The sequence below is a fragment of the Kitasatospora sp. NPDC059160 genome (genome assembly GCF_042755465.1).
Classification (GTDB): Bacteria; Actinomycetota; Actinomycetes; order Streptomycetales; family Streptomycetaceae; genus Kitasatospora.
The window spans coordinates 16,105-40,125 of the sequence record NZ_JBHZCN010000058.1; the positions used below are offsets into that span (position 1 = coordinate 16,105).

25 protein-coding genes and 1 other RNA gene are annotated in these 24,021 nt (G+C 74.1%); 12 read left to right on the forward strand and 14 right to left on the reverse strand.

Annotated elements, in window-relative coordinates:
- Positions 1-9 precede the first annotated feature (9 nt).
- The 3 genes from ACFXOZ_RS24095 to ACFXOZ_RS24105 all read right to left on the reverse strand — a co-directional run bounded on the left by ACFXOZ_RS24095 (position 10) and on the right by ACFXOZ_RS24105 (position 3,666).
- Positions 10-1,053, reverse strand: a complete 1,044-nt coding sequence (locus tag ACFXOZ_RS24095; RefSeq protein WP_380592560.1) for an endonuclease/exonuclease/phosphatase family protein — start codon at positions 1,051-1,053, stop codon at positions 10-12.
- 196 nt (positions 1,054-1,249) lie between these two features.
- Positions 1,250-1,879, reverse strand: coding sequence for a TetR/AcrR family transcriptional regulator (locus ACFXOZ_RS24100; RefSeq protein ID WP_375892637.1), 630 nt, complete (start codon positions 1,877-1,879; stop codon positions 1,250-1,252).
- A 146-nt stretch (positions 1,880-2,025) separates the two neighbouring features.
- Positions 2,026-3,666 (reverse strand): MFS transporter, encoded by a 1,641-nt coding sequence (locus ACFXOZ_RS24105; RefSeq protein ID WP_380592562.1) that lies wholly within the window; start codon positions 3,664-3,666, stop codon positions 2,026-2,028.
- Between the two features lie 277 nt (positions 3,667-3,943).
- Between ACFXOZ_RS24105 and panB the strand changes: the two genes are divergently transcribed.
- The 3 genes from panB (at position 3,944) to ACFXOZ_RS24120 (ending at position 6,803) form a co-directional block, all read left to right on the forward strand.
- Complete coding sequence (gene panB, locus ACFXOZ_RS24110) at positions 3,944-4,813, forward strand: 3-methyl-2-oxobutanoate hydroxymethyltransferase (RefSeq protein WP_380527392.1); 870 nt, start codon at positions 3,944-3,946, stop codon at positions 4,811-4,813.
- 137 nt (positions 4,814-4,950) lie between these two features.
- Positions 4,951-5,976 carry an ATP-binding cassette domain-containing protein gene (locus ACFXOZ_RS24115; protein ID WP_375892642.1) on the forward strand — a complete coding sequence of 342 codons (1,026 nt, stop codon included), beginning with the start codon at positions 4,951-4,953 and terminating at the stop codon, positions 5,974-5,976.
- Positions 5,973-6,803 (forward strand): ABC transporter permease, encoded by an 831-nt coding sequence (locus tag ACFXOZ_RS24120; protein WP_380527390.1) that lies wholly within the window; start codon positions 5,973-5,975, stop codon positions 6,801-6,803. The genes ACFXOZ_RS24115 and ACFXOZ_RS24120 overlap by 4 nt, the downstream gene beginning before the upstream one ends.
- Before the next feature lie 113 nt (positions 6,804-6,916).
- On the opposite strand, the gene ACFXOZ_RS24125 is transcribed toward ACFXOZ_RS24120, so the two are convergent.
- Positions 6,917-10,303 carry a BTAD domain-containing putative transcriptional regulator gene (locus ACFXOZ_RS24125; protein ID WP_380592564.1) on the reverse strand — a complete coding sequence of 1,129 codons (3,387 nt, stop codon included), beginning with the start codon at positions 10,301-10,303 and terminating at the stop codon, positions 6,917-6,919.
- 193 nt (positions 10,304-10,496) lie between these two features.
- Between ACFXOZ_RS24125 and ACFXOZ_RS24130 the strand changes: the two genes are divergently transcribed.
- Positions 10,497-11,321 carry a site-2 protease family protein gene (locus tag ACFXOZ_RS24130; RefSeq protein ID WP_380527385.1) on the forward strand — a complete coding sequence of 275 codons (825 nt, stop codon included), beginning with the start codon at positions 10,497-10,499 and terminating at the stop codon, positions 11,319-11,321.
- Between the two features lie 34 nt (positions 11,322-11,355).
- Here ACFXOZ_RS24130 and ACFXOZ_RS24135 read toward each other — a convergent pair whose 3' ends face one another.
- Positions 11,356-11,541, reverse strand: coding sequence for a hypothetical protein (locus ACFXOZ_RS24135; RefSeq protein ID WP_375892649.1), 186 nt, complete (start codon positions 11,539-11,541; stop codon positions 11,356-11,358).
- A gap of 113 nt (positions 11,542-11,654) precedes the next feature.
- Positions 11,655-12,347, reverse strand: a complete 693-nt coding sequence (npdG, locus tag ACFXOZ_RS24140; RefSeq protein ID WP_375892651.1) for an NADPH-dependent F420 reductase — start codon at positions 12,345-12,347, stop codon at positions 11,655-11,657.
- A gap of 47 nt (positions 12,348-12,394) precedes the next feature.
- On the opposite strand from npdG, the gene ACFXOZ_RS24145 reads away from it, so the two are divergent.
- Both ACFXOZ_RS24145 and ACFXOZ_RS24150 read left to right on the forward strand, forming a co-directional pair.
- Positions 12,395-13,036: a hypothetical protein gene (locus ACFXOZ_RS24145; protein ID WP_380592566.1), complete on the forward strand. Its 642-nt coding sequence runs from the start codon at positions 12,395-12,397 to the stop codon at positions 13,034-13,036.
- A 46-nt stretch (positions 13,037-13,082) separates the two neighbouring features.
- Entirely contained in the window at positions 13,083-14,411 is a 1,329-nt protein-coding gene (locus ACFXOZ_RS24150; protein WP_380592568.1) for an MFS transporter, read from the forward strand.
- Positions 14,412-14,430: 19 nt separating this feature from the next.
- Here ACFXOZ_RS24150 and ACFXOZ_RS24155 read toward each other — a convergent pair whose 3' ends face one another.
- The gene (locus tag ACFXOZ_RS24155; protein WP_375888007.1) at positions 14,431-14,661 is read right to left on the reverse strand and encodes a hypothetical protein; all 231 of its coding nucleotides are present in this window, start codon (positions 14,659-14,661) and stop codon (positions 14,431-14,433) included.
- A 116-nt stretch (positions 14,662-14,777) separates the two neighbouring features.
- Between ACFXOZ_RS24155 and map the strand changes: the two genes are divergently transcribed.
- Entirely contained in the window at positions 14,778-15,623 is an 846-nt protein-coding gene (map, locus tag ACFXOZ_RS24160; protein WP_375888004.1) for a type I methionyl aminopeptidase, read from the forward strand.
- A 24-nt stretch (positions 15,624-15,647) separates the two neighbouring features.
- Here the strand turns inward: map and ACFXOZ_RS24165 are convergent, their stop codons facing one another.
- Complete coding sequence (locus ACFXOZ_RS24165; protein WP_375888002.1) at positions 15,648-16,346, reverse strand: bifunctional DNA primase/polymerase; 699 nt, start codon at positions 16,344-16,346, stop codon at positions 15,648-15,650.
- 448 nt (positions 16,347-16,794) lie between these two features.
- Here ACFXOZ_RS24165 and ACFXOZ_RS24170 point away from each other — a divergent pair, with 448 nt between their 5' ends.
- On the forward strand, positions 16,795-17,085 hold the full coding sequence (locus tag ACFXOZ_RS24170; RefSeq protein WP_380592570.1) for a hypothetical protein: 291 nt from the start codon (positions 16,795-16,797) through the stop codon (positions 17,083-17,085).
- A gap of 41 nt (positions 17,086-17,126) precedes the next feature.
- On the forward strand, positions 17,127-17,336 hold the full coding sequence (locus ACFXOZ_RS24175) for a hypothetical protein (protein WP_375887998.1): 210 nt from the start codon (positions 17,127-17,129) through the stop codon (positions 17,334-17,336).
- A gap of 53 nt (positions 17,337-17,389) precedes the next feature.
- Here ACFXOZ_RS24175 and ACFXOZ_RS24180 read toward each other — a convergent pair whose 3' ends face one another.
- Positions 17,390-18,064 (reverse strand): PadR family transcriptional regulator, encoded by a 675-nt coding sequence (locus tag ACFXOZ_RS24180; protein ID WP_380592572.1) that lies wholly within the window; start codon positions 18,062-18,064, stop codon positions 17,390-17,392.
- A gap of 170 nt (positions 18,065-18,234) precedes the next feature.
- Between ACFXOZ_RS24180 and ACFXOZ_RS24185 the strand changes: the two genes are divergently transcribed.
- Positions 18,235-18,633: an ACT domain-containing protein gene (locus ACFXOZ_RS24185; protein WP_375887996.1), complete on the forward strand. Its 399-nt coding sequence runs from the start codon at positions 18,235-18,237 to the stop codon at positions 18,631-18,633.
- Positions 18,634-18,766: 133 nt separating this feature from the next.
- Positions 18,767-19,024, forward strand: coding sequence for a Prokaryotic metallothionein (locus ACFXOZ_RS24190; protein WP_375887995.1), 258 nt, complete (start codon positions 18,767-18,769; stop codon positions 19,022-19,024).
- Between the two features lie 104 nt (positions 19,025-19,128).
- On the opposite strand, the gene rnpB is transcribed toward ACFXOZ_RS24190, so the two are convergent.
- The 5 genes from rnpB to ACFXOZ_RS24215 all read right to left on the reverse strand — a co-directional run bounded on the left by rnpB (position 19,129) and on the right by ACFXOZ_RS24215 (position 23,403).
- Positions 19,129-19,526, reverse strand: an RNA gene (gene rnpB / locus ACFXOZ_RS24195) — RNase P RNA component class A.
- 13 nt (positions 19,527-19,539) lie between these two features.
- A complete protein-coding gene (locus ACFXOZ_RS24200) occupies positions 19,540-21,009 on the reverse strand; it encodes an MFS transporter (RefSeq protein WP_380592586.1) in 1,470 nt (489 codons plus the stop codon).
- A gap of 97 nt (positions 21,010-21,106) precedes the next feature.
- On the reverse strand, positions 21,107-22,573 hold the full coding sequence (locus ACFXOZ_RS24205; protein WP_380527369.1) for an RNB domain-containing ribonuclease: 1,467 nt from the start codon (positions 22,571-22,573) through the stop codon (positions 21,107-21,109).
- A 96-nt stretch (positions 22,574-22,669) separates the two neighbouring features.
- Entirely contained in the window at positions 22,670-23,044 is a 375-nt protein-coding gene (locus tag ACFXOZ_RS24210) for a type II toxin-antitoxin system death-on-curing family toxin (protein WP_375887989.1), read from the reverse strand.
- Complete coding sequence (locus ACFXOZ_RS24215; RefSeq protein ID WP_380527367.1) at positions 23,041-23,403, reverse strand: hypothetical protein; 363 nt, start codon at positions 23,401-23,403, stop codon at positions 23,041-23,043. The genes ACFXOZ_RS24210 and ACFXOZ_RS24215 overlap by 4 nt, the downstream gene beginning before the upstream one ends.
- Positions 23,404-23,547: 144 nt before the next feature.
- On the opposite strand from ACFXOZ_RS24215, the gene ACFXOZ_RS24220 reads away from it, so the two are divergent.
- Positions 23,548-24,012, forward strand: coding sequence for a DUF3995 domain-containing protein (locus ACFXOZ_RS24220; RefSeq protein WP_380592574.1), 465 nt, complete (start codon positions 23,548-23,550; stop codon positions 24,010-24,012).
- Positions 24,013-24,021 lie beyond the last annotated feature (9 nt).

Genomic DNA, 24,021 nt, shown 5'->3' on the forward strand with positions numbered 1-24,021 from the left:
TGACACGCCCTAGTTGTAGGTGAAGGCGGCGGCCACCGCGAGGTGGTCGCTGCCGTCCCGGGGCAGGGTGCGGGAGTCCACCGGCCGGAGCCCGCCCTTGCTCATGATCTGGTCGATCCGCGCCATCGGGAACGCCGCGGGCCAGCTGAACCCGAAGCCGTCCCCGGCCGCGCCCTGGGCCGAGCGCATCTGCGAGGTGACCGGCGCCAGGCTGCGGTCGTTCATGGTGCCGTTGAGGTCGCCGAGCAGCAGGACCTTCTTCACCGGCTCGGCCTGCACGGCGTCGCCGAGCGCCTGGGCGCTGATGTCCCGCTGGTGGACGGTGAACCCGCCCTCGGCCTTGAGCCGGACGGACGGCAGGTGGGCGACGTACACCGCGAGCGGGCCCTGCGGGGTGGTGACCTGGGCCCGGAACGCCCTGGTCCAGCCCATCCTCAGGTCCACCGGGGTGACCCCGTCGATCGGGTACTTCGACCAGAGCCCGACCGTCCCCTCCACGGAGTGGTACGGGTACGCCGCGGCGAGCCCGCTCTCGTACTCCCGCAGCTGGCTGCCGGCCAGCTCCTGGAGGGCGACGATCTGGGCGTTCGAGGCCACCAGGCCGCGGATGGTGCCCGGCACGTCGGTGTTGCCCGCGGCGACGTTGTGGCTGACCACCGTCCAGTCGCCCTTGCCGCCGCTCTTGTCGGACAGCAGCCCGCCGAACAGGTTGACCCACAGCACGGCGGGCACCAGCAGGGCGATCAGGGCGGTGGCGGAGCGGCGCAGCAGCGCGGGCACCAGCAGCACCGGGACCGCCAGCCCCACCCAGGGCAGGAAGGTCTCCAGCAGGCTGCCGAGGTTGCCGACGCTGTTCGGCACCCGGGCGTGGAAGCCCAGCAGCACGGCGGTGAGCAGGGCCAGCAGGGCGATCAGCAGTCCGCGCCGCCAGGTGCCGCTGCCGCGGGCGTCCCGGCCCCAGTGCCGCAGGCCGAGGAAGCCGCCGCTGCGGCCGGCGTCCGCGCCCGCACCGCCACGGGACGTGGTCCGTTCGGTGCTGTCCGCCTGCGCCATGCCGTGGCTCCCGTCGCTCGTGCCGTCGCCGGTCCGTCGTCCGGTCCGTGGGGGTACGGGCGCGGTGCCGGACTGGTGCCGGTTTGATCGGTGACCCGGCTCAGCCTATGCCGGGACAGACGTGCGGCCCCGGGAGCGGGTTCCGGCGTGGCCCGCTTTGGTGAGCCAGGCCACGTCGGACACGAAGGAGTGAACCTCAGCGCCGCGCGATGCCGTCGAGCACGGAGTCGACCAGCTGGCGGGACAGGTCCGGGTCCTCCAGGTCGGTGTCGTCCGAGAGGACGCTGCGGTAGAGGATCGGCCCCATCAGCAGGTCGCCGAGCAGCTCCACGTCGAGGTCGTCGCGGATCAGGCCCTCGGCGACGGCCCGCCGGATCGCGAGGATCCCGACCTCGCGGCGCGGCTTGATCACCCGCTCCCGGTAGGCGTTGTGCAGCTCCGGCAGGGCCTGCATCTGGCCGAGCGTCGCCTTGAGCACCCAGCGGGTGCGCTTGGCCAGGCCCCGCCGGCGGATGTAGTCGACCATCGCGATCAGGTCCTCGCGGGCGCCGGCGCCGGTGGGGGCCGGGATCGGCTCCTCCAGCCGGCTGACCAGGTCGACCAGCAGGGCCTCCTTGTTGGGCCAGCGCCGGTAGATGGTCGCCTTGCCGACGCCGGCGGCGGTGGCGATGCCCTCGATGGTGAGTTCGGACAGCGCCTTGCCGTCGGCCATCAGGTCCTCGACGGCGGTGAAGATGGCCTGCTCGGCGGCCTCGCTGCGGGGCCGGCCGCGGCGTACCGCCGCGCAGGCCTGCCCGGTGTCGGCGCTCGGCGTGTCCGTCCTCATCCCCGCTGCCTCTCGCTCGCTGGTCCCGGGCGCGCGGGCGCCGCGGTGGGTCCGTCGGTCCGGGCCGGGCGACCCCGTCCAGGACCTGGGCCCTGCCGGTCGGGGGCACCGACCGGCAGGGCCATTGTCGCTCAGCCGTCCGCAGGTCAGGCGGCCGCGGCCGCCCGAGGCTGGTCCTGCTGCCCGGGAACCTGCCCGCCCGGACCGCCGGGGACACCCGCGGGGGCGGCGGTGCGGCGCGGGAGCAGGAACCAGGCGACCAGCGCGCCGACCAGCGAGATGCCGACCGAGAGCGAGGCCACCACGTGCATGGCGTGGATGAAGGCGTCGTTCGCCGGGCCGATCAGCCCGTCGGCCAGGCCGCCGGGGACGTGCTCGACGAAGGCCCGGGTGGACTCCAGCGACTCGGCGGCCCGGTCCAGGTTGGCCCCGGCCTTCTCCTGCACGGCCTGGGGCAGCTGGTGCAGCGGGCCGGTCATCCCGTCGCGGTAGACGGTGGAGAGCACCGCGCCGAGCACGGCGACCCCGAGCGAGCCGCCGACCTGGCGGAAGGTGTTGTTGACGGCCGAGCCGGCGCCGGCCTTCTCGCGGGGCAGCGAGCCCATGATCGCGACGGTGACCGGCGGCATGACGTGGGCCATCCCGGCGCCCATCACCAGGCCGAGCACGACCAGCACCCAGATCGGGGTCGTCGCGGTCAGCACGGTGTAGCCGAGGAAGCCGAGCGCGACCAGCACCATGCCGCCCGCGGCCGTGGCGGCGACGCCGAGGCGGTCGACCACCAGCCGGGCCCGGGGGGCGAACAGCAGCTGGGCGGCGGCCAGCGGGAGCATCAGCACGCCGGCCTGGAGGGCGCTGTAGCCGCGCACGCTCTGGGTGTAGAAGACGCCGAAGAAGGAGACGCCCATCAGCGCGAAGAAGATCACCGCGACGACCACCACCGAGGCGCTGAACACCTTGTTGCGGAACCAGGTGACGTCCAGCGCGGGGAACTGCGTGCGGCGCTCGAACCAGACGAAGGCGGCCAGCGCGAGCACGCCCAGCAGGGTCGGGCCCCAGGCCGCGAACGCGGTGAAGTCGGCCAGCTCACCGCCCTTGATGATGCCGTAGATCAGCGCGACCAGGCCGATGACCGACAGCAGCACGCCGACCGGGTCCATCCGGCCCGGGTTCGGGTCCTTGGACTCGGGGACCAGGACGGCCATCGCGATCAGCGCGACGATCACGATCGGCACGTTGACCAGGAAGACCGAGCCCCACCAGAAGTGCTCGATCAGCACGCCGCCGGTGATCGGGCCGATGGCGATGGCCAGGCCGACCGCGCCGGCCCAGATGCCGATCGCCTTGGGCTGCTCCTCGCGCTCGAAGACGTTCATGATGATCGCCAGCGTGGCGGGCATCGCGAGGGCGCCGCCGACGCCCATCAGGGCGCGGTAGCCGATCAGCTCGCCGGGCGAGGCGGCCATCGAGGACAGCAGCGAGGCGATCCCGAAGACCACCATGCCGCCGAGCAGGGCGCGCTTGCGGCCGAAGCGGTCGCCGAGCAGGCCCGAGGTGAAGAGCAGCCCGGCGAACACCAGGGTGTACGAGTTGATCGCCCATTCCAGGTCGCTCTGGGTGGCACCCAGTCCGACCGGGGCGGGGGTCGCGATGGTCTTCATCGCGACGTTGAGGATCGAGTTGTCGAGCACGACGACGAGCAGGGCGAGCACCAGGGTGCCCAGGATCGCCCAGCGCCGGCGGTGGATGGCTTCCGGCACGCGGGGTGGCGCGGCTGCGGTGGTCATTGGTCTTCCCGTCCGTGTTGGCATGGCACTGGCGGGCATTTGCGAGCCGCTTGCGTCTCGTAACCCCCTGGACCAGAGTAGCGGCCAATACGATACGAGACGAGTCCGTTTCGTAAAATGGAAGCAAAGTCCGAGGGACGCGAGGGGCCGGTGTGGCGTGGATCGCACCCTGCCGACCGCACCCCTCTTTGCGCTCACGCCGGGGCGTGCAAGCATGGAGGTGATCCGGGGACGCCGTACGGCGCCACGAGACGACAACCCTTCAGGAGTCCGTTCGATGAACGCTTCTTCGCCTTCGCCTGCCCAGAACCAGGCGTCGACCGCCGGCCTCTACGGCGGGGTCACCAACCGCCGCGTCACCGTCCGCGACCTCGCCACCGCCAAGCAGCGCGGCGAGAGGTGGGCGATGCTCACCGCCTACGACGCCCTCACCGCGGGCGTGTTCGACGAGGCCGGGATCCCCGTCCTGCTCGTCGGCGACTCGGCCGGCAACTGCCACCTCGGCTACGAGACCACCGTGCCGGTGACCATGGATCAGATGGTGATGCTCTCCGCCGCCGTCGTCCGCGGCACCCAGCGCGCCATGATCGTCGCCGACCTGCCGTTCGGCTCCTACCAGGAGTCGCCCGCCCAGGCCATGCACAACGCGGCCCGGCTGATGAAGGAGGCCGGGGTCGGCGCGGTCAAGCTGGAGGGCGGCGAGCGCAGCGCCCGCTCCATCGAGCTGCTGGTCGAGGCCGGCGTCCCGGTGATGGCCCACATCGGCCTCACCCCGCAGTCGGTGCACGCCCTCGGCGGCTACCCCGTCCAGGGCCGCGGCGACGAGGCCGCCCACCAGCTGCTCCGCGACGCCAAGGCCGTCCAGCAGTCCGGCGCCTTCTCCGTGGTGCTGGAGGCCGTCCCGGCCGAGCTGGCCGCCCAGGTCACCGAGCAGCTGGCGATCCCCACCGTCGGCATCGGCGGCGGCCCGGAGACCGACGCCCAGGTGCTGGTCTGGACCGACATGGCCGGCATGACCGCGGGCCGGGTGCCCAAGTTCGTCAAGAAGTACGCGAACCTGCGCGGCGTCCTCGGCGACGCCGCCCGCGAGTTCGCCGAGGAGGTCCGTACCGGGGCCTTCCCGGCCGCGGAGCACAGCTTCCACTGACGGACGGCTCCCCCGCCCCTGCTCCGAGCCGCTCGGAGCAGGGGCGCTGTCATGCGGCCGAGGGCCGTGACAGCGGGCTGACAGCCGGGGCGGGCGGGCGACAGGGGGCTGACAGCCGGGGCGGACAACCTGGGGGCATGACAGGAATCGCGACCGCCCCGAACACGCGGGGAACAGCCGGGAACGCCGTCGAGGTCCACGGCATCGTCAAGCACTTCGGCACCACCAAGGCCCTCGACGGCGTCGACCTCACCGTCCGCGAAGGCACCGTCCTCGCCCTGCTCGGCCCCAACGGCGCCGGCAAGACCACCCTGGTGCGGGTCCTCTCCACGCTGATCAAGCCGGACGCCGGCAGCGCGTTCGTCGGCGGCTACGACGTCCTGCGCCAGCCCAAGCAACTGCGTCGCACCATCGGCCTGACCGGCCAGTACGCCTCCGTGGACGAGCTGCTCTCCGGCTACGAGAACCTCTACCTGATCGGCCGGCTGCTCGACCTCCCCAGCCGGGAGGCCAAGGCCCGGGCCGCCGAGCTGCTGGAGCGCTTCTCGCTCACCGACGCCGCCAAGCGGATCGCCAAGACCTACTCCGGCGGCATGCGCCGGCGCCTCGACCTGGCCGCCAGCATGATGGGCCGCCCCCGGGTGCTCTACCTGGACGAGCCCACCACCGGCCTGGACCCGCGCACCCGCAACGAGGTCTGGGACGAGGTGCAGCGGATGGTCGCCGAGGGCAGCACCGTGCTGCTGACCACCCAGTACATGGAGGAGGCCGAGCAGCTCGCCGACGAGCTGACCGTCATCGACCGGGGCAAGGTGATCGCCGCCGGCGGCGTAGCCGAGCTCAAGGCCAAGGTCGGCGGCCAGATCCTCCAGGTCCGCCCCGCCCACCCGGCCGAACTGCCGGAGATGGCCCGCTGCCTGCACGAGAACGGCGTCGCCTCCGCCACCTTCTCCCCCGACGACGGCCTGCTCGCGGTGCCGCTCACCGGCGAGGAGCAGCTCACCGCCGTGATCGGGGTGCTCGGCGGCCGCGGCTTCGCGATCGCCGGCATCGACACCAAGGTCCCCAGCCTGGACGAGGTCTTCCTCGCCATCACCGGCAAGCCCGCCGCCGACGCGACCGCCGCGGCCGCCGACGCCCTCGTCAAGGAGCCCGTCGCATGACCACCGCCACCCTCACCCCCGCCGCGCTCCGGGACCCGGCGGCCGACGAGACCCGGATCGGCCCGGCCGCCACCCTGCGCCACATCGGCGCACTGACCCGCCGCAACCTGATGCGGATCAAGGCCGACCCGGAGTCGATGTTCGACGCCGTGCTGATGCCGATCGTCTTCACCGTGCTGTTCGTCTACGTCTTCGGCGGCGCCATGATGGGCGGCGACCAGGACAAGTACAAGCAGTTCATGATCCCCGGGCTGCTCGGACAGACCGGCATGACGCTGGCGCTGGCCGTCGGCACCGGCCTGAACACCGACTTCCAGAGCGGGGTGATGGACCGCTTCCGGACCCTGCCGATCGGCCGGGCCTCCGTCCTGCTCTCCAAGATCGTGGCGGAGACGCTGCGGGCCCTGCTCTCCTCGCTGATCCTGCTGACCTTCGCCTTCATCCTCGGCTTCGAGCTCAGGACCGGCGTTCCGGAGCTGCTGGCCGCGGTCGGCCTGTCGCTGGTGTTCGGCATGTCGATCGTCTGGATCTCGATGCTGCTGGGCATGTCGATGAAGAGCGCCCAGGCCGTCCAGGGCGTCTCCATGCTGGTCCTGATGCCGATGCAGTTCGGCAGCTCGATCTTCGCCCCGACCAGCACCATGCCGGGCTGGCTCCAGGCCTTCACCAAGGTCAACCCGCTGTCCGCACTGGCCGACGCCTCCCGTGCGCTGCTCAACGGGGAGGGGGCGGTGGCCCACCCGGTGATGATCGTGCTGATCTGGTCCGCCGCCTCGACCGCGATCTTCGCCCCGCTCGCGGTGGCCCGCTTCCGCAAGCGGACCTGAGCGGGCCGGGGACGAGGGCCGGGCGGCGACCGTGGACAGGACGCCGCCCGGGACGAACGGGCGGTCGGCCGGTGACCAGGGGACGGGCACCGGGCGACCGCCCTCCGGGCGTCTCAGGCGAGCAGCTCGGACAGCATCGCCTGGGTCTGCTCCGGAGCCATCGCCTCGCCCACGGCGTACGCCGCCTCGTACGCGGCGTCGCCCAGCAGCCCCCGCAGGGCGGCGGACGACCGCTCCCGCTCCACCTTGTCCAGGTAGCCGCCCTTGGGACCGTTCAGCCCCTTGTGCGCGCCGAGCAGCACCACCGCCCGCCGGGCCCGCTCCAGGTCGCCGTCCCGCTCCGCGAAGGAGCGCAGCACGCCGATCACGGCCGGCACCACCATGACCGTCATCTGCTCGGCGAAACCGGCCGCCATGGTCACCGAGAGGAGCATCCGACGACCCTCGCACAGCAGGGCGAGCCCCGCGTCCGGATCCCCGGCCCGAGCCGTGATCCAGCCCCGGGTGCTGACCAGCAGCCCGCCCACGACACCCGGCATGAAGCCGCCCATGCCGACCCCCTCCAGCGCGTCCAGCCCGTCCAGGGCCTGCTGGAAGTCGCCGCGCTGGGCGTGGAGGCCGCTGAGCGTCAGGTGGCCGATCAGCAGGGCACCGGTGGTGGACTCGTTGAGGCCCGTGCCGTCGATGGCGGCCAGCGCCTCCCGGACGATCCGCTCCCCGCGCTCCGTGTCCTGCTCCAGCAGGGCGCTGCCCAGGCTCACCCGCAGCATCGGCACCTCGTGCGGCGCGCCCAGCTCCTCGGCCAGCCGGATCGCCCGCTCGTACGCGTCGGCGGCGCCCCGGGAGTCACCCCGGATGGCCAGCGACTCACCGCGCACCGCCAGCGCCTGGGACACCCCCCAGAGGTCACCGGCCTCCTCGAACAGCTCCAGGGCGCGCAGACCGTCCCGGACGCCCTGCTCCTCGCCGTCCGGCCAGTCGTTCAGCATCCTGGCCCGGACCTGGAGGGCGAACGCCAGGTCGTACGGGTCGCCGTACAGCTCGCAGCCCCGGACCGCGTCGTCCAGCAGGCTCTTCATCAGCTCCAGGCGGCCGGCCAGGAAGGCCGCGAACACCCGCATCAGCGCCGGGAACCGGTAGGCCTGCGGCAGCTCGGTGGTGTAGGTGTCCAGCAGCCGCTCCGCCGTCCGGACCGCACCGGCGTCGCCCAGGATGTCCAGGTTCCCCTCGAACATCCCGAGCAGCAGGAACATCGCGACCAGCCGGCGGGCCTCCTCGACCACCCCGTCGGGCATCGGCAGGTCGTACGAGAGCACGTTGTGCTCCAGCGGCACCGGCGCCGGGGCGTCCGGGCCGAACGGGTCCGGGCCGAGCGCGGCGATCGCGGTGTACCAGCCGCGGGCCTCCAGGCTGTAGCCGCGCAGCGACCAGTACCAGCCCAGGCCGACGGCGATGACCAGCGCCTGCTGCTCGTCCGCGAGGTCGATCGCCCGGCGCAGCGCCGCCCGGATGTTGTCCTGCTCCCGGTCCAGCACCGTCAGCCAGTGCAGCTGCCGCGGGCCGTGGATGTTCTGGTCGGCGGTGGCGACCAGCGCGCGGAAGTGCGCCAGGTGGCGGGCGCCGGTGGCGTCGCGCTCGGCGGCGGACTCGGCGAGCCGCTCGGTGGCGTACTCGTGGATGGTCTCCAGCATCCGGTAGCGCGGCTGGACGCCGTCGTCGGCCAGATCGGCCACCAGCAGGGACTTGTCGACCAGGGAGAGCAGCAGGTCGGCGACCTCCACGGCGACCACCTCGGTGCCGTCGGCGCAGATCGGCTCGGCGTCCTCCAGCTGCCAGCCGCCCGCGAACACCGAGAGCCGGCGCAGCACCGCCCGCTCCCGCTTGCCCAGCAGCTCCCAGCTCCAGTCGACCACCGCGCGCAGCGTCTGCTGGCGCGGCAGCAGGGTGCGGCTGCCGGCCGTGAGCAGGGCGAAGCGGCCGTCCAGGCGGTCGGCGATCTGCCGGGCCGTCATCACCCGCAGCCGGGCGGCGGCCAGTTCGATGGCCAGCGGCAGGCCGTCCAGCCGACGGCAGATCTCGGCGCAGGCCTCCGGGTCGCTCTGCGGGTCGAAGCCCGGACGGGCGGCCGCCGCCCGCTCGGTGAGCAGCCGCAGCGCCACCGGGTCGGGCAGCGGCTCGACCGGCACGACGGTCTCCCCGGGGACGCCGAGCGGCTCACGGCTGGTGGCGACCACGGTCAGCCCGGGGCACTCGGCGAGCAGCGTGTCCACCAGATCGGCGGCGGCCTGGATCAGGTGCTCACAGTTGTCCAGGACCAGCAGCATCCGGCGCTGGCCGCAGTACTCGACCAGCCGGCGCACCGGGTCCTGGGCGCGCTTCTCCATCACCTCGGCGACCATGCTGCTGGCGTGCAGCACGATCTCGCGCATCCCGAGCGCGGAGACCACGGCGGCCGGAACGGCCTCCGGGCTCTCCAGCGGGGCGAGTTCGGCCAGCCAGACGCCGTCCGGCCAGTGCCCGGCGGACTGTTCGGCGCGACCGGCCTCGACCGACAGCCGGGTCTTGCCGGAGCCGCCCGGACCGGTCAGGGTGACCAGCCGGCTCGTCGCCACCAGGCCGCGCAGGGCGGTGAGATCGCCCTCCCGGCCGACGAAGCTGGTCAGCCGGCCGCGCAGGTTCCCGGTGGCGCGCGGGAGTTGGGGCGCCGGGGCCAGGAGCTGCGGCTCGTGCGGTCGGACCGGGGCGGCGACCGGGGGCGCTGCCGGGGTCGGGGTCGGGGTCGGCTCGGACGAGCTGAGCAACTCGGCGTAGTAGTCCCGGAGTTGACGGCCGGGGTCGACGCCGAGCTCGTCCGCCAGGGCGCGCCGGGTGCGCTCGTAGTGGCGCAGCGCCTCGGCGGTACGGCCGCTCCCGTGCAGCGCCCGCAGCATCAGCAGCTGCAAGGGCTCGTCCAGCGGCTGCCGTTCGCACAGCTCGGCCAGTTCGGCGACCAGCTCGGCGGCCCGGCCCAGGCCGAGGTCCGCGGTTATCCGGTGCCGGCGGGCCTCGTCCCGCTGGGCCTCCAGCCGGGCTGCCGCGGCGGCGCGGTCGGGCAGGTCGGCCAGCGCGGGACCGCGCCACAGCGCCAGGGCGGCGCGCAGCCGCTCGGCGGCCAGCGCGCTGTCACCGGCGTCGAGGGCGTGCCGGCCCTCGGTGCTCAGCCGCTGGAAGTCGGCGAGGTCGGTGGCCGGCTCGGCCAGCCAGTACCCGGCCGGCCCGGAGCCGACCCGCTCCCGGCCGATGGTGCGGCGCAGCCGGCCGACCAGGGTCTGCAGGGCCGCGGAGGAGTCCTGCGGTGGCTCGGCGTCCCACACCTCGTCCACCAGCAGGTCGGCCGGGACCGGCCGGCCCTGCCGCAGGGCCAGCGCGGTGAGCAGCGCCCGCAGCCTGGCCCCGCCGAGCGGGACCGGCGTGCCGTCGTCGTGGTGGGCCGTGGTGGTACCGAGGATGCCGTAGTGCACCGGACCATTCTGGTCGATGGACGGCGGCGCGGCCGCACAATTGTGCCGTCCCCTCCCCCGGCCCCGGGGCGCGTCGGAACCGGACGCCTCCCCTCGGACGTTCACCCTGGGCGGCTTGTCCGGCCACCGGCCCGCCCGGCATGATCGGTCCCAGCCGGTATCCCCCTTCCCTCTGTCCACGGAGCACCCACAGATGACCTTCGCCGCCACGCCGCGCTCCCGCAGCGAGGACCGCCGGATCAGTCCGGTGTTCTGGGTGCTCCTCGCCACCCTGGGCACCTCCGCCTGGGCGGTGTACTCCGGCTACGGCAACGCCTCGTTCGGGGTGTTCCTGTTCGTGGTCTCGGGCTGGATGGTCTCGCTCTGCCTGCACGAGTACGCCCACGCCCGCACCGCCCTGCACGGCGGCGACATCACCGTCGGCGCCAAGGGCTACCTCACGCTCAACCCGCTGAAGTACGCCAACATCCTGCTCAGCTTCGTGCTGCCGATCATCTTCGTGATCCTCGGCGGCATCGGCCTGCCCGGCGGCTCGGTCTGGATCGAGCGCAGCCGGATCCAGGGCCGGCTCAAGCACAGCCTGATCTCGGCGGCCGGCCCGCTGGTGAACCTGGTGATCGGGGCGGCCCTGCTGATCCCGGTCGGCGCCGGGTGGCTGGACAACCCGGGCTTCTCGATGGAGTGGCACGGCGTCGACTGGCCGTGGCGCTACACCCCGCTGGCCTGCGCTTTCGCCTTCCTCGGCCTGCTCCAGGTCAGCGCCGCGATCCTCAACCTGCTGCCGATCCCCGGCCTGGACGGCTACGGCATCGTCGAGCCCTGGCTGTCGTACAAGACCCGGCGCGCGGTGGAGCCGTTCGCGCCGTACGGGCTGCTCGCGGTGTTCGCCCTGATGTGGCAGCCCCAGGTGCGGAGCCTGCTCTTCGACGCCGTGTTCGCGGTGATGCACCTGTTCGGCGTGACGGACGACAACTTCGCGGCCTACGGGCAGCTGCTGTTCCGCTTCTGGGAGAGCTGAGCGCCCCGGGGGCGCTGGTGAGGTCGGCGGCCGCTCAGCCCTGCTCGGCCGCCGCCTCGGCGATCTTCGCCTTGCGCCGGTTCAGCCACAGCACGTTGCTCGCCACACCGGCCAGCGGGAGCCAGATCAGCCCGATCCAGAAGCCCTCGACCATCGAGACCACGGCGGCCGCCAGCGCGAGGACGACGACGAGCAGGGCGAAGAGGGACGTGCGAGGCATGGCGCGGAGCTCCTAGGACCGGGTGCGGACGGCCGGGGTCGGCCGCCACCCATTGTCGCCGACCTCACCTCCGGAGCGGGTCCAGGGGTGAGGTCGACACGAACCTCCGACTGCTACACGTCGGTGATCCGCAGGCCCGCGTGGGCCTTGTAGCGGCGGTTGACCGAGATCAGGTTCGCCACCAGCGCCTCCACCTGGTGGGCGTTGCGCAGCCGGCCCGCGAAGACGCCGCGCATGCCGGGGATCCGGCCCGCCAGGGCCTGCACGACGTCGGTGGCGGCCCGCTCGTCGCCGAGCACCATGACGTCGGTGTCGATCCGCTCCACCGACTCGTCCTGGAGCAGCACCGCCGAGAGGTGGTGGAAGGCTGCGGTGACCCGGGAGTCCGGCAGCAGGGCGGCGGCCTGCTGGGCGGCGCTGCCCTCCTCCGGCTTGAGCGCGTAGGCGCCCTGCTTGTCGAAGCCGAGCGGGTTGACGCAGTCGACGACGATCTTTCCGGCGAGGTCCTCGCGCAGCGCGGTCAGGGTGGCGGCGTGGCCGTCCCACGGGACCGCGATGATCACCACGTCGCTCTCCCGGGCGACGGTGGCGTTGTCGGCACCGCGCACGCCGAGGCCCAGCTCGGCGGCCGAGGCCTCGGCCCGGGCGGCGTCGCGGGAGCCGATGATCACCTGCTGGCCGGCCTTGGCCAGCCGCAGGGCCAGGCCGCGTCCCTGGTCGCCGGTGCCGCCGAGGACACCGACCACCAACTGCGAGACGTCCGGCAGCTCGTGGGCCGGGTTTGTCGCTGAATCGAGGGAAGTCATGGGCCGATCTTCCCAAACCGCGGGCCCGGCGCGACATCCTGGCCCGCATGGACGCAGTGAGAGTTTCGGCACTTCGTGAACGACTCACGGGCACCGGCTGGTTGGAGGCGGTCGGCGGCTTCGCCGGTGCGCTGCGGCGCTCGGTGGACCGGCGCGGGGCCGGTGCGCTGCTGCTGGTCGGCACCGAGGCGTACGAGCCCTGGCACCTGGCCGCCCACCTGGAGGACGAGGCCGCCTGGTCGGCCGTCCCCCGGCTGGCGCCCACTCTGCTGCGGCACGCACCGCCCGCCGCCGCCCCGGCCCACCTGGCGCACGGTCTGCGGCGGCTCGCCGAGGCCGGGCGCGGCGCCACCGTGCTGGTGGTGGCCCCCGGCGCGGCCGGTGCCCCGCTGCTGGAGCGGGTGCAGGACGCCCGCCGGCAGGGCGCGACCGTCCTGGCCCTGGAGGGCGCCGACCCCACCACCCCGGCCGGTCCCACCGACCTCGCCGACCGCGCGGGTCTCGCCGACCTCGCGGGTCTCGCGCACGAGCGGCTCGCCGTCGGCACCGCCGCCGAGGAGCCCTTCGACCTGGCGCAGCACCTGGTCAGTGCCGCCGCAGGACAGCCGGTCGGCCGCCGCTCCGCCCTGGACCGGCTGGCCGACCTCGCCGGCCGGCTCACCTCACCGCCGGCGTTCACGCGCTGGTGATAAATCCGTTGCGGGCCGGGAACCGACCGTCCGAGGATGGTCGTTCGTGAACGACGACGAACCACCGCCCGTCAGTCGGGCGCGCGCCCTGCTGCGCTCGCTGGCGCCCGACCTGTCCCCGTGGCGCGCCTCCCGCGACTTCCGCTACCTGTGGACGAGCGGCTGCGTCACCAGCTTCGGCAGCTTCCTGACGTACGTCGCCGTTCCGATGCAGATCAAGGAACTCACCGACTCCTCCTTCGCGGTGGGCCTGATCGGCGCCGTCGAACTCGTTCCGCTGATCGTCTTCGGCCTCTGGGGCGGCGCCCTCGCCGACGCCCTGGACCGCCGCAGGCTGGTGCTGCGCTCCGAGGCCGCGCTCGGGCTGCTCGCCGGGCTGCTGCTGCTCAACGCCCTGCTGCCGCACCCGGTGCTCTGGCCGATCTACCTGGTCGCCGCCCTGGTCGCGGCCTGCGACGGGCTCCAGCGCCCGGCGCTGGACTCGCTGCTGCCGCGGGTGGTCGCGCACCAGCACCTGTCGGCCGCCTTCGCCCTCAAGTCGCTCTACCACAACGTCGCTTCGGTGGCCGGTCCGGCGCTGGCCGGTGTCGTGGTGGCGGTGTCCGGGGTGCAGACCGCGTACGCGCTGGACGTGCTGACCTTCGCGGTCTCGCTGCTGCTGCTCGTCCGGATCAGGGCGGTGCCGCCGGCCACCGGCGCCGAGCGCCCGTCGATCCGGGCGGTGCTCACCGGCGTGCGGTACGCGTGGAGCCGCAAGGACCTGCTCGGCACCTACGCGATCGACCTGTGCGCCATGCTGTTCGCCTTCCCGGTGGCCGTCTTCCCGTTCCTGGCCTCGGACTTGGGCGCGGACTGGGCGCTCGGCCCGATGTACGCCGCCGCCGCCGTCGGCGGCCTGCTGGTCGGTGCGACCAGCGGCTGGACGTCCCGGGTGCACCGGCACGGACGGCTGCTGGTGGCCGCCGCGGTCGGCTGGGGCGCGGCCATGACGCTGGCCGGACTGTCCGGCAGCGTCTGGGTGGTACTGCTCGGGCTGGCCCTGGCCGGTGGCGCGGACGAGATCAGCGGGATCGCCCGCTCCACCATGTGGAACCAGTCCATCCCGGACGAGGTACGCGGCCGGATGGCCGGCGTCGAGCTGCTCAGCTACTCCGTCGGGCCCCAGCTCGGCCAGGTCCGGGCCGGCACCATGGCCGGCCTGATCGGCGTCCGCGCCGCCGTCTGGACCGGGGGCCTGGCCTGCGTCGCCGGCGTCCTCGCCCTCGCCGCCGCCCTCCCCCGCCTGCTCGCCTACGACGACCGCACCGACCCGCACACCGCCGCCGTCCGCGCCGAACACGAACGCAACGCCCTCGACACCCCCGCCCCGGCCTGACCGCCCCGGAGCGGCCGGGCTATTGCGCCCCGCCGTCCTTGGGGCGGTCGTCCCAGCGCGGGTCGTTCTGCCACTCGCGGTTGCGTTCGTTCGCGATGTCCAGGGCGTGGGCGGCCTCCTCGCGGGTGGCGTAGGGGCCGAGGCGGTCCTTCGCGGGGCACTCGGGGCCCTCCTCGACCTTGGCGTGCTTGATGCAGTAGAACCATTCGCCGGGTCGGCCGGTCGGCTTGCGGTGGAATCCGAGGGGCATCGCGTTCTCCCGTCCAGACATGGGGGTCGGTACCGATCATTCCCCGGGCGGGGCCGCCGTGCACACCGCGCGGGAACCGCCGGGTGGCGGCGGGGGCGGCGACTAGACTCGCCGGCATGGCTCTCGTACCCGGCATCCAGTCCCCCACCCGCAAGGTCCCGGCGCACATCGCGCGCCCCGAGTACGTCGGGAAGCCCGCCCCGACGCCGTACACCGGGCCCGAGGTGCAGACCGCCGAGACGATCGAGAAGATGCGGATCGCGGGCGGGATCGCGGCCCGGGCCATGGAAGAGGCGGCGAAGCTGATCGCCCCCGGCGTCACCACCGACGCGCTGGACGCCGTCGCCCACGCGTACATGTGCGACCACGACGCCTACCCGTCCGACCTCGGGTACCGCGGCTTCCCCAAGTCCGTCTGCACCTCCGTCAACGAGGTGATCTGCCACGGCATCCCGGACTCGACCGTGCTGCAGGACGGCGACATCGTCAACATCGACGCCACCGCCTACATCCACGGCGTGCACGGCGACCTCAACGCCACCTACCTGGTCGGCGACGTGGACGAGGAGTCCCGGCTGCTGGTCGAGCGCACCCGGGAGTCGCTGAACCGGGCGATCAAGGCGGTCAAGCCGGGCCGTCAGATCAACGTCATCGGACGGGTCATCGAGTCCTACGCCAAGCGCTTCGACTACGGCGTGGTGCGGGACTTCACCGGACACGGCATCAACACGTCGTTCCACTCCGGCCTGATCGTCCCGCACTACGACAGCGAGCGGGCCACCGAGGTCATCAAGCCCGGCATGACGTTCACCATCGAGCCGATGCTCACCCTGGGCACCTACGACTACGAGATCTGGCCGGACGGCTGGACGGTCGTCACCAAGGACCGCAAGCGCACCGCCCAGTTCGAGCACACCCTGGTGGTCACGGCGGACGGCGCGGAGATCCTCACCCTGCCGTAGCCGTGCCACCCGGTGGGCGCCGGATCAGCCGATCAGCCACTGCTCCTCGGCGACGGCGCCCACCTCGGTGCAGGCGTCGGTGAGCACGTCCAGGACGCGCAGCGGGTCCGGCAGCGGCAGTTCGGGCCCGCGCAGCCACCGCACCTCGGAGCCGTCCGGCAGCGCGGCGGGCGGGAGCAGGGTGTACGAGCCGCGGCAGTGCCAGCGCAGGCCGGGGTGCTCGGACACGGTGTCCGGGGTGGAGTCGAGGGCACTGTCCCACCACTCGTCCTCGTCCTGGGGGGTGCCGCGGGTGGCGGTGAAGAAGAGGTAGCGGTCCTCGCCGACGGCGGCGACCGGGCCCTCGACGCCCAGCGCGGTCAGCCGCTCCAGGGCGAGCCGGCCGGCCTCGGCGGGGACGTCCAGGACGTCGTGCACCCGGCCGGTGGCGGTGACGAAGTTGGCCTGGGGGTCGCGGGAGAGCCAGCGGGAGAGCTGCTCGGGGTCGGTGGTGGCCTGGGTCTGCCAGGCGAAGGAGACCGGGTGCCGGGCCGGGGCCGGACAGGCCACCCGGTCGCAGGAACAGCGGTAGCCGGCCGGGTGGGCGGCGGGTGCGAGCGGGAATCCGGCGCGCACGGCGCCGAGCAGCTGTTCCAGTCTGGCGGCCGGGTCCGCGCCTCCCGGGCGGGCCCGCTCACGGTCACGCTTCTGCCACCAGGTCGTCCACCTGCTGCCGGCTTCCATCGTGCCCCTTCCGCGCAACTGCCGTGCCTGGTGCGACACAGCGTTCGACGTACCACTCGGACGCAACGCGCGGCATCCCCCGCTGCTTCCCGGGGCGGTGCTCGGCCCTGCTGTCCGCGCCCCGCCGACCGCGGCCGGGGTCACCGGACGGCCGACGCCCGGGTCTCGGTACGCCTGTCGCGGCAGCACGCTGTCCGCGCCGGTGACGGCCGGAGGGCACACTGACTCGCGCCTCGCCCGGCCCGTACGGGGCCCGCTGACCCGGGGTGGACCCCGGGGGCGTACAGGAAAGGATAGGGGTGCGCGGGGCCTGCGGATGACCGGGGGCGGTGCCTCTCCGGTCACACCCCGGCCACGAGGGCCACACTCCGGGCACCCGGCCGTCACCGTGCCTCCGCTCCCGGGTGCTCCCGGCGTGGCCACCCCGTGGAGGTGAGACCCTGGAGGGGTGAAGAGCGCGGACACCGAATTCGTCGGCGGGCCCCTGGACGGGACGGTCCTGCCGATCCCGCTGGGGCCGATGCTGGGCGTGCCCAAGAAGTACAAGGTCCCGGTCCCCGCGCAGGGCGACTCCCCCGCGCGCACACTGGTGTACGTCCGGAGCAAGCAGGTGCGGGGGCTCAGCTGGTTCTGGCGCTACGAGTACGACGAGGCGGCCTCCACCGGCGCCGGGCCCACCGGGTCCGCGGAGGCGACCGGACCGACGGAGCCGGCCGGCCCCACCGGACCCGCGGACTGACCGGCCGCCCGTTCCCCCTTCGCCCTCCCCGGGAGGTCGGCATGGCCAGGACGGTTCCGCACCCCGAACGGCACGGCAGGAGCCGCGCGCGGGCTGCCGCCCACCACAACCGGCAGGTCGCCTGGGTGACGGGTGCCCTGCTGCTGGTGGTCTGCCTCTACAGCGTCACGATCGGGCCCGACGGCTGGCTCTGGTTCGGCTGGGCGGTGCTGCTGCTCGCCTGCGTGGGCCTGTTCCTGGTCCGCCCCTGAGCGGCGGCACCGCCCGGGCCACCGGCCTGCGCCGGGACCGGCCCCCGCACCGGTCAGTCATCCTCGGCGAGGACGAGGTACAGCTTCTTGCGGGCCTCGGTCAGCACCGCCAGGCCCTTGGCGCGCTGCGCCTCGGTGCCGGTGCGCATGACCTGCTGGACCGCCTGCTCGACCGCGACGAGCGCCTGGCCGACCTCCTGGACGGCCTCCCAGTCGACCTCCCGGCCGGCCTCGGCCCACGGCTCCGCCGGGCCGGCCTCGGCCTCGGCGCGGCCCCGCTCGGTGAGCGAGACCAGCCGCTTGCCGCCGACCTCCTCCGCCGTGATCAGGCCCTCCTCCTCCAGCAGCTGGAGGTTCGGGTAGATCGAGCCGGGGCTGGGCCGCCAGGCCCCGTTGGTCCGCTCGGCGATCTCGGCGATCATCTCGTAGCCGTGCATCGGCCGCTCCTTGAGCAGCGCCAGCAGCGAGGCCCGGACGTCGCCGCGCCGGGCCCGGCCGCCGCGCCGCCCGTGCGGGCCGCCGCGCCGGCCGCCGTGGCCGCCGAAGCCGTGCCCGAACGGGCCGCCCATCGGCCGGCCGGGGCCGCCGCCGCCGAACGGCGGGCCGAAGCCGCCGAAGGCCGCCCGCCCCTCGAAGCCGCCGGGGCCCTCTCCGGGCATCCCCCGGAACTCCGGACCCGGACCGCGACGGCGTCCGCCGCCGCGCGGGTCCTCCGCGCGAAATCGCATTCCTGAGCGCATGGCGCCCACCTCCTCGATGGTTCCTTCGGTTCCGTCGAGACAGTCGAGTCACTGTCTCGATAGTTCGACGATATATCGGTGACTGTCGCTCGTCAACGGATACCGACACGGTTGCGACAGACCGCGCGGGCCCGGGCGGAACGGATACGGTGACGGGCATGGCCGGTGAACGAGACCTTGCGACCCTGCTGCGCGGGATGCGCCCGCAGCTCAACCCGGGGCGGTACGTCTACTGCACCCTCCCCGCGAAGGTGCCCGCCGGCATGCGGCCGGTGGTGACCGTCGCCGAACCCGAAGGGGTGACGGTGGTGGTCACCCAGGAGGAGGCCGACGCGCTCGGGCTGCGCTACGAGTACGTGGCCGCCTGGATCACCCTGCAGATCCACTCCGCACTGGAGGCCGTCGGACTCACCGCGGCCGTCGCCGGGCGCCTCGCCGAGCAGGGCATCAGCTGCAACGTGGTGGCCGGCTTCCACCACGACCACCTGTTCGTCGCCGCCGACGACGCCGACCGCGCCGTCCGGGCACTGGAACAGCTCTCCGCCGACTCCGGCTGACCGTTCCCACCGGCCCGCCCCGCCGGCCCGCCCCGCCGGACGGGCCCGCCGGGTGGCCGCCGCCGGGCACGCCTTCGAGACTGGAGGGAGCCGCCCCGCCAGGGCCGGCCCCCACCGGAAGGAGACGGCCGCCATGGCCATCTGCGTCACCTGCGGCAACGACTACTGGCTCGCCTTCGAGATCAGGACGGTCACCGGCGACACCTACACCTTCGACAGCTTCGAGTGCGCGATGGAGAAGCTCGCCCCCCGCTGCGAACACTGCAACGTGCGCATCGTGGGCCACGGCGTCGAGGTGGCCGGCATGTTCTTCTGCTGCGCCAACTGCGCCCGCGTCAACGGCGGCCTCGGCGAACAGATCCGCGACGCCGTCGGCACCCACCCGGCCTGAACCCGGCCCCGCGACGCGCGAAGGTCCCGCGACAACGCGAAAAGGACGACGCGAAAGGCCCTCCGACCCGTTGCGGGTCGGAGGGCCTTCGGCTGTTCGAGGGGCGGAAGAGTCGGCCTGTACGCCGGGTTCTGTCACCCGGGTTGCTCGCGCGGCCCGGGGAGACGGCCATCCATCTAGGGCTGCCGTTGCCGACAGCCTCGTGCGGTCTACCCGCGAGCTCGGGCGAGCAGCCCTCGAACACTCGCGCACGGTGCCCGAGGGCACCGATCTTGACCTTGCTCCAGGTGGGGTTTACCTAGCCGGCCGGGTCACCCCGGTCGCTGGTGGTCTCTTACACCACCGTTTCACCCTTACCCACGCGCCGAAGCGGTGGGCGGTCTGTTTTCTGTGGCACTGTCCCGCGGGTCACCCCGGGTGGGCGTTACCCACCACCCTGCTCTGTGGAGCCCGGACGTTCCTCGGCGGGTCAGGGACCCGTCGCGACCGCCCGGCCGACTCTTCCGCCGTAGTGGTCATGGTAGCCGCTCGGGCGGAGCCTCCCGAACACCGGGCCGGGCCGCCGGCGGCTCGCCGCCGAGGCGGGCGGCCACCCCCGCGGCGGTCCGGTCGGCCCAGGCGCCGGTGGTGACCAGGCCGAGGACGAGGACGGCGCCGCCGAGGCCGACCAGGATCCACCAGCCGGCGTGGCTGGCCGGGGCGAAGCCGGTGGCCATCGGGCCCACCACGGCCGAGGTGACGACCGTGCCGATCACCGCGACGCCCAGCGACTGGCCGACCTGGCGGCTGGTCGAGGCGACGGCGGCGGCCACGCCCGCCTGGGAGCGCGGCATGCCGGAGACCGCCGCGTTGGTGATCGGCGCGTTGACCAGGCCGAAGCCGAAGCCGAACAGCGCGTACGCGGCCAGCAGCAGCGCGGCCGAGGAGTCGGCGCTGAGCCGGGTGAGCAGCAGGCCGCTCGCCGCCAGGCCCAGCCCGGCCACCACCAGCGGCAGCCGCGGGCCCCGGCTGCCGACGATCCGCCCGGACAGCGGCGCGCAGACCAGCATCATCCCGGCCATCGGCAGCGTCCACAGGCCCGCCTCGACCGGGCTGTAGTGCCGGACGTCCTGGAGGTAGAGGGTGTTGAGGAAGAGGAAGCCGCCCAGTGCCGAGAACGCGCAGACCGCGGTGACGGTGGCCCCGGTGAACGGCGCGCTGGCGAAGAAGCGCGGGTCCACCAGCGGCTCGGCGACCCGCCGCTCCCAGAGCGGGAAGGCGATCAGCGCGGCGACCGCGGCCGCGGCGAGGGCCAGGATCACCGGGGAGGTCCAGCCGTTGCCCGGGCCCTCGATGATCGCGGCGGTGCCGCAGCCGAGCAGGACGATCATCAGCAGCTGTCCGACCGGGTCGAGCCGGCGGGGCCGCGGCGCGCGCGACTCGGGGACGTAACGGTAGGTCAGCAGGATGGCGACCAGGGCCACCGGAACGTTGATCAGGAAGATCGACGGCCAGCCGGCGCCGTCCACCAGGAAGCCGCCGAGCAGCGGGCCGAGCGCCATCGAGATGCCGACCACGCCGCCCCAGACGCCGATCGCCCGGGCCCGTTCCCTCGGGTCGGTGAAGGTGTTGGTGATGATCGACATCGCCACCGGGTTGAGCATCGAGCCGCCCACCGCCTGCAGGGCCCGGAAGGCCACCAGCCACTCCAGGCTCGGCGCCAGGCTGCACAGCAGGGACCCCAGGGCGAAGCAGGCCAGCCCGATCCGGAACACCCGCCGGCGGCCGAAGCGGTCGGCCACCGAGCCGAACAGCATCAGCAGCGAGGCCAGCACCAGGGTGTAGGCGTCGATGATCCACTGCAGGCCGGAGGCCGGGGCGTCCAGGTCCTTCTGGATCACCGGCAGCGCGATGTTCACCACGGTGTTGTCCAGGCCGACGATGAACAGGCTCAGGCAGCAGATCGCGAGGACCAGCAGCCGGCGGCGGCGACCGGTGTCCGGCACGGCGGGTGACGGGGCAGCGGGTCCGGCGGCGGGTGCGACGGGAGGCTGGGCATCGGGCACGGACCGATCCTCCCACCCCGGGCCGGGTGAGGGGGGCTCAGACCGCGGCGAAGCGGACCGTACGGGTGGCCGGATCGGCCCGGGCGAGGCGGACGTCGATCACCCGGCCGAGCGGGAGCGGCGGCCCGCCCCCGGTGCCGTCGGCGGCGTCGCAGCGGGCCCGGACGGCGGGCTCGCGCAGCTGGACGACGCCCGAGCCGGGGCGCTTGCCGTCCACCTCGATCACCACCGCCGAGAACTCCTCGCCCTCCCGCCCCACCAACAGCTCGGCCTCCACCAGGTCCACGCAGGCCCGTTCCACCTCGGCCGCCCGCCGGTCCCCGCTCGCCATCAGCGCCGGTACGGCCGGCAGCGCCTCGCGCGCCCAGTCCGGCACGTCCTCGCCCGCCGCGACCGCCGCGCACACCTCCTGGGCGAAGCGGTCGCCGAGCCGGCGCAGCGGCGCGGTGCAGTGCGCGTACGGGGCGGCCAGCGCGGCGTGCCCGGGCTCGGCGGGGGCGGGCAGGCCGCGGGACTCGTCGAAGGCGTGGTAGCCGGCGCCGCGCAGCAGCCCGGTGCAGGCGTTCAGGAAGGCGGCGTCCAGCGGCGCGTCCGGGTCCAGCGAGCGGATCAGCTCCGGGTACGGGAGGGCCTGCGGCCAGTCGACGTCCAGGGCGGCCGCGATCCGGCGCAGCCGCTCGTACGCGGCGGCGGGCGCGGCCGGCAGGGTGCGCAGCAGGCCGACGCCCGCGTCCAGCATCAGTTCGGCCGCGGCCATGCCGGTGAGCAGCGAGATCTGGGCGTTCCAGCCGTCGGCCGGGCTCAGCGCGCGGTAGCCGAGGACGTAGCCGTGCAGGGTCTCCTCGACCTCCTGCTCGGGCACCGGCAGGCTGATCCCGCCCCGGGCCCGCTCCTGCTCCTCGCGCAGCCGGCCGACGGTGGCGAGCAGGGCGAGCTGTTCGTCGGCGCCGCCGAGGTCCACGGCGCGCTGGACGGCGGCGTAGTCCAGTCGGCGGTGCGAGCGGACCAGGGCGCGGCGCAGGTCGGCCAGCACGACGGCGCCGTCGGCGTCCAGGTCCAGCTGCCAGAGCAGGGCCGGGCGGGGTTCGCCGGGCAGCAGGCTGGCGGCGTCCTCGGAGATCCGGGCGGGGTGCAGCGGGACGCGGTGGTCCGGGAAGTAGAGGGTCTCGACCCGGCGGCGGGCCTCGGCGTCGACGGCTCCGCCGGGGCGGACGAAGGCGGCGACGTCGGCGATCGCGTAGTGCACCCGGTAGCCGCCGCCCGGGCGGTGGGTCAGGTGCATGGCCTGGTCGAGGTCGCGGGAGCCGGGCGGGTCGACGGTGAACAGCGGCAGGTCGGTGGCGTCGTACTCCGGCAGCCGGGGGTGCCCGGCGGCCTCCTCCGCCTCCGCGAGCACGGCCTCGGGCCACTCGGTGTGGATCTCCAGGCGGGTGCGGAGCTCGGTGAGCTCGGTGTTGATCCGGGCGGAGTCGACGGCCTTGACGCGCAGTTTTCGGCGAGGCATGCAGGCCAGCGTAGGGCGGACCGGGAGGTTCCGGGCGCAGGCCCCCGGCGCGTCCGCCGGCGGCCCGCGCCCGTCGGGGGCCGCGCCCGTCGGGGCTCAACGGCCCAGGAGGGACCTGAGGTCCTTGGCGGCCAGGGCGATCGCGTCGTCGTAGCCGCCGGTGGCGAGCCGCAGCACGAAGGCCACGGCGTCGTCCGGGTGCGGGTCGGTGTAGGGCTCCGCGTTGTAGTCCAGGAACAGCAGCATCGCCTCGAAGGCGGTGCGCTTGTTCCGGTCGACCAGCGGGTGGTTGCGGGCCAGGCTCTGGCCGAGGGCGGCCGCCTTGGTCCACAGGTCGGGGTAGGCGTCGTCGCCGAACAGGGTGGCCTGCGGGCGGGCGATCGCCGACAGCAGGCCGCCGAGGTCGCGGACGTTCTGCGGGCCCCCGGCGAGGTAGGTGACGTCGTCGAGGTCCAGGTACTCCGTGGTCACAGGTCCTTCAACCTCTCCAGCGTCTCGGCGTTCCCGGCGCGGATCCGGGCCACCATCGCGGCCCGGCGCGCGGCCCTGTCCTGCGGGGCCGGGTCGGCGGGCGTCGGCGGGAGCGGGTCCGCGAGCGCCTCCGGGAGCTCGGACTGGCGGACCTCGAAGGCCAGTTCGGCCGTGTCCGCCTCCGTGGCCGACCCCGTCACGCGCACCCGGCCGGCCAGCACGGCCTCGGCCGCCGCCCGCACCGCGAACTCCAGCGCCTGCCTGGTCTCCGCGGGCAGGCCGGCGGGCAGGCGCACGGGCAGGGACTCCTCCTCGGCGTCGCCGTCGCCGGGCACCAGGTCCAGGGGTCGCATGGTCATCTCGTTCACTCTCCTTCGCCGGTCACCGTAGTGGGCAACGCCGGGCCGGCCCACCGAATTGCCGCCCGGGCGGGCCGGGGGCCGGAGGGGTGTAAGGGCTCGTACGGTGGGGTCGGGCGTTGCTTCACGGAGGGGGTGCGGGCGATGGACGCGGTCAAGGCGGCCGGGGGCGTGGTGTCGGCGGGGCTGGCGGTGACGGGGGCGCTACACGCGGTGTGGACGGTGACGCCCTGGCCGCTGCGGACGCCGGAGGAGTTCGTGGACACCGTGGTGGGCGCGGGCGAGGGGCCGCCGCCGCCGTCGGCCTGTCTGGTGGTGGCGGGGCTGCTGGGGACGGCCTCCTACCTGGTGGCGGCGGAGGCCGGGCTGCTGCCGGCGGCGGGCCCGCGGGGGTTGCGGCGGGCCGGGTTGCAACGGGCCGGGGTGCGGACGGCGGCCGGGGTGCTGCTGGCCCGCGGGCTCACCGGGCCGGTGGTGTTCGGGCGGCTCAGCGAGCGCTCGGCGCGGTTCCGGCGGCTGAACCTGCGCTACTACTCGCCCCTGTGCGTGGCGTTGGGAGCCGGAGCGGCCGCAGTAGGGTGGCGGGGTTCGTCCGCCACAGATTGTTGAGGAGTCCGC